6 protein-coding genes are annotated in these 3,887 nt (G+C 63.3%); 4 read left to right on the forward strand and 2 right to left on the reverse strand.

Annotated elements, in window-relative coordinates:
• Window positions 1–238, forward strand: a 238-nt coding sequence (locus LQV45_RS20045) for a hypothetical protein (RefSeq protein ID WP_230008517.1), incomplete at its 5' end; no start/stop codon positions are given.
• 116 nt (window positions 239–354) lie between these two features.
• On the opposite strand, the gene LQV45_RS20050 is transcribed toward LQV45_RS20045, so the two are convergent.
• On the reverse strand, window positions 355–1,008 hold the full coding sequence (locus LQV45_RS20050) for a DUF6318 family protein (RefSeq protein WP_308288902.1): 654 nt from the start codon (window positions 1,006–1,008) through the stop codon (window positions 355–357).
• A gap of 198 nt (window positions 1,009–1,206) precedes the next feature.
• Between LQV45_RS20050 and LQV45_RS20055 the strand changes: the two genes are divergently transcribed.
• The 3 genes from LQV45_RS20055 to LQV45_RS20065 all read left to right on the forward strand — a co-directional run bounded on the left by LQV45_RS20055 (window position 1,207) and on the right by LQV45_RS20065 (window position 2,674).
• A complete protein-coding gene (locus LQV45_RS20055) occupies window positions 1,207–1,641 on the forward strand; it encodes a pyridoxamine 5'-phosphate oxidase family protein (RefSeq protein ID WP_223915503.1) in 435 nt (144 codons plus the stop codon).
• A gap of 71 nt (window positions 1,642–1,712) precedes the next feature.
• Window positions 1,713–2,186: a very short patch repair endonuclease gene (locus LQV45_RS20060; protein ID WP_230008519.1), complete on the forward strand. Its 474-nt coding sequence runs from the start codon at window positions 1,713–1,715 to the stop codon at window positions 2,184–2,186.
• A gap of 155 nt (window positions 2,187–2,341) precedes the next feature.
• The gene (locus tag LQV45_RS20065; RefSeq protein WP_230008520.1) at window positions 2,342–2,674 is read left to right on the forward strand and encodes a hypothetical protein; all 333 of its coding nucleotides are present in this window, start codon (window positions 2,342–2,344) and stop codon (window positions 2,672–2,674) included.
• On the opposite strand, the gene LQV45_RS20070 is transcribed toward LQV45_RS20065, so the two are convergent.
• On the reverse strand, window positions 2,671–3,887 hold a 1,217-nt coding region (locus LQV45_RS20070; RefSeq protein ID WP_230008521.1), incomplete at its 5' end, for an McrC family protein. The genes LQV45_RS20065 and LQV45_RS20070 overlap by 4 nt on opposite strands.

A 3,887-nucleotide genomic window follows, 5' to 3' on the forward strand; every position in this document is an offset into this window, starting at 1 on the left:
TAAGAGACAGCAGCCAGATAACGGGAATGCCGGCCTTTCCGTCTGGGCCGTTCGAACAGTCCACCGCGGCGGCGAGACAGCCGGCGTCAAAGTCGCCTCCGCCCAAATGGCACTGGAGCTCGTATTTGTACTGGAAGGGGTCGGCGAATGTAGCACCCGGCTGGAGGGCCACAAATTTGCCCGTGGCTGGATCCAGTCTCCAACCGCCAACATTTACCCCTTGGTTTCCGAATCCTGAATCAATGCCTCCCTCTTCACCCATCGCAACAAGGGGTAGCGATAGGGAGCCCGCACAGATTAGTCCGCCGACGAGCAACCTAAAAATTCTATGCCTGGTTGGAAACACTGACGCGCTCACCGGAGCGGATGGAGAGCGGTAATTTGCCACGCGCCATTCTTGAACGCCGCCAGCATTACGTTGCCTGTATCTGATGGCGGCGTCGGTTTCCGGAATTCGGATCCGCCAGGGTCGAAATACGTGATCTTCGCCTGCTGAACCTGGACAGCAATCTGATACTGGCCGTCGGCCTGGGATTCAAAGGTCGTGCTAAGTGAAGGCGTCTCAATATGGCCACCGACCAGCCATCGGCCCTCCGCATAATTTGTCTTCAATGAACGCGTGATGTTTGAGCAGAACTCGCACCCAGCGGAGGTCACGGATTCCAACCCTGACGATGTGCCAGTCTCGTACGCGAAATTTAGTTCTTTGAACCAGTACCGCGCAAACGCCTCCAGCCCTTCCTTCGTCTCCGCCTTCGCAGCTTCCGGCAACTCGGGTACTGGCACGTTCTGCGCCTTGCCGGTCGCGTCGGCGGGCTTGTAGCTGGCAGTAGGTGTCGGAGTTGCGCTCGGGGTGGCCGGCTCTGAGGGACTCTGCGAAGCAGCAGGTGGAGATCCGGGAGGCGGCGTTCCACCCTCGCTGCACGCTGTGGCCGACATCAGGGAGATCGACAGCCAAGCGACCGCACAGGCTCGCCAGGGACCGGAAAGCGAAGTGCGAGATGTCATGGTCAGCTACTCCCCCGATAGAAAATCAAGACGATTGAAGCCAATTTGTGGGTTAAGGGTAACCGAGATCACATTTTGTCGGTCAAAATTATCCACAGGCAGCATGTGCCCACCCGTCGGACCGGAAGAACACCCCGGCGGTCCTTGCCGGTCCTTTAGCCCCTAGCCAGCGACGGCCTGATTCAGAACAATGAACCCATGATGTTCGAACACGAAGACGGCAATCCGATCCTCACACTTGACGACGATCAAGCCTGGACATTGATTGAGGGCACAAAGCACGGCAGGCTCGTGGTCACCGTGGCCGGAGAACCCGACATTTTCCCGGTGAACTACGCGGCCAGCGGCCGGAAACTGTTCCTCCGCACCGCCCCGGGAAACAAACTGGCCGAGCTCACCATCAACTCGAAGGTACTCTTCGAAACCGACGGAATCCTGTCCGACGAAGCATGGTCAGTAGTCCTGCGCGGCACTGCGCGCGTGCTCGACCAATCGGCGGATATCGCCGACGCCGAGGCCCTCGGGCTGAAACCGTGGGTTCCAACGTTGAAGGACTTCTACGTCGAAATTACGCCGACGTCGCTCAGCGGACGCCACTTCCAGTTCGGCGAACACCCGGAGCGGGAAATCTAACGCCCGACGGCGGCTGCTGCCCGACGGCTGCTGCCCGGCGCCAAGACTTGGCACCCGCCTAGACTTAAACAATGGCGGACAAGCTGACTCCGGAGCGGCGCAGCTGGAACATGTCCAGGATCCGGGGCAAGAACACCAAGCCGGAAATGCTGGTCCGCAGGTTGCTGCACGCGAAGGGATACCGCTACCGCCTGCACGGCAGCGCGGGCGGCGGCAAACTCCCGGGCAACCCCGATCTCGTCTTCGCCGGCCGCCGCAAAGTCATCTTCGTCAACGGCTGCTTCTGGCACTTCCACGACTGCCGGGTGGGCCAGCACGCACCCCAGGCAAACGCCGAGTTCTGGGAAACCAAGCGCACCCGCACCCGGAACCGCGACGCCGCCCAGCGTCTTCAGCTCGAACTCGATGGATGGGAAGTCCTCACCGTGTGGGAGTGCGAACTGAAGGACCGATCGGCGTTGGAGCTCCGCCTCGATGCCTTCCTCCAGGGCCCTCCCCTCCACAGTCCTTTCCTGCACAGCCCGGTCCGGGACGAGCCCTCCTGAGGATCTTCGCTGAGCAGCAACGCCCCGCGTGTCGCGCGGCCCACCTCCGGTGCAGGCTGAACGACCTCAGCTAATATTCGACTCCGGGGGCGATAGGCATTATTCGGTCAGTACCAACGCGTACTGCAAACACGGGAGAGCGCACGATGCCGCACTTGCTGATGTCCAACGACCAGCCCGAAACGGCTGCTGCGCCAACAGATTCCAGCCCCACAGATTCAGACCCCACAGTTCTGCCTTTCCGTCGCCTCGGCCACACGAGGCTCCACGGCTTCCGGCCCCGCCCGCTCCGCGGAGCGAACCCGGATCTGGAGCCGCTGCGCCGGCAGGCGGCCTCGATCATTGATGAGGTTCTGGCTGGCACCAACCCGGAAGAAGCTGACGTACGGGAGAAACTCCAGTGGCACGTCGCCAACAACCCGGGCCAGCCGGAAAAGGCGCTCCTGGAACATTTGCGGACAGTGGCCGACCAGCAGGAATCCGCCTAGCCGGCGGACCTGTCGATACTGGCCTGCCGGAGCACTTCGCCCCACGACTGCTGGGCAAGATCTGCCACGGCGGCCAGGATTTCCGACGGCGGTAGCGACAGATCCAGCGGGAACTCAACAATGTCGATGTCGGTATTGAGAATTCGGCGCAGCTTGATTTCCCCGGCTCCCGGGTAAACGATCCACGCCGTCGGCACCCGCAAGGATGTGCAGTAGGCCAGCATCCGGTAATGGTCGCCCGAAAGGGACGCGCCGACGTCGGCCGCGGCCTTGTACTTGGCGTCGTACACCATCACGGGCCGGCCGCCGAGGAAGTGGACGGCACCGGGCTGCACCACAATGCGGTCCGAGTCGCGGACGGCCTCGTTCAGCAGGGCGTTGTAGCGCAACCGCATTTCTCCGGGGTAGGCGGCCATGGCTTCGCGCAGGGCTGTTCCCACGAAGTCCTCGAACACCTTTGCCATGTCCACCACGAACGACGCCGACTGCTGCTTGCCGTCGCCGGCCTCCGCCGACGCGTTCCGCAGGATCAGTTCGGCGAGCCGAAGAGCGGCGTGGTAGCGGGTGTTCATCCGGCTGGGCCGCCACTGCGGCAGCGGCGCGCCGGACTGAAGGCGCGTCACGGCGTCGAGCTTTCCCTTGAGCCGGCGCAGGCGGCTCAGGACTTCCGGCCGAACCCGCGGCACCTGGGACATCCGTTCCAGTGCGGCGCGCAGAATCCGGTTCTCCGCGATGTCCTCGGTGAACTCGTCGTAGGAGACTTCCAGCGGAACCAGCATGCCGGGCCGGCGGGAAATCTGGTCCGACATCCGGATCCGGCCCTTGACGGTCCGGAGGGATTCTTCCACCATGAGATACCCCTGCAGCACGCCGCGGCTCAGCGCCCGGTCAGCGAGCTGCGCCAGGGATTCGGCCAGGGCGCTCCAAAGGTCGGCATGCTCCACCGCGGCGACAGAGTCGTCCCGGAACCCCTGGTCCCCCGCGTAGCCGAGCAGGAACAGCAAACGGCTCAGACCGAGCCGACCTTTCGGTCGCACCTCCAGCTGAACGGCGGGAGTGCGCACCGAGCCGACGGTCCCCACCGGTTCGACCCGGTACAGGCCCATGCCCATCGGCGAGGCCTTCGCCAGGCCGCTGGCGTTGACGTAGGCGGCAGTGTCCGGATCAAGCCGCTCCACGACGCCGACGGAGAGTTCGTCGAGGACAATGTGCC

Source organism: Microbacterium sp. Bi128 (assembly GCF_918698205.1).

What these genes read in the sequence shown, in the direction of transcription:
- LQV45_RS20050 (WP_308288902.1), bottom strand. Translation starts at nt 1,008, where the DNA reads ATGACATCTCGCACTTCGCTTTCCGGTCCCTGGCGAGCCTGTGCGGTC.
- LQV45_RS20055 (WP_223915503.1), top strand. Translation starts at nt 1,207, where the DNA reads ATGATGTTCGAACACGAAGACGGCAATCCGATCCTCACACTTGACGAC.
- LQV45_RS20060 (WP_230008519.1), top strand. Translation starts at nt 1,713, where the DNA reads ATGGCGGACAAGCTGACTCCGGAGCGGCGCAGCTGGAACATGTCCAGG.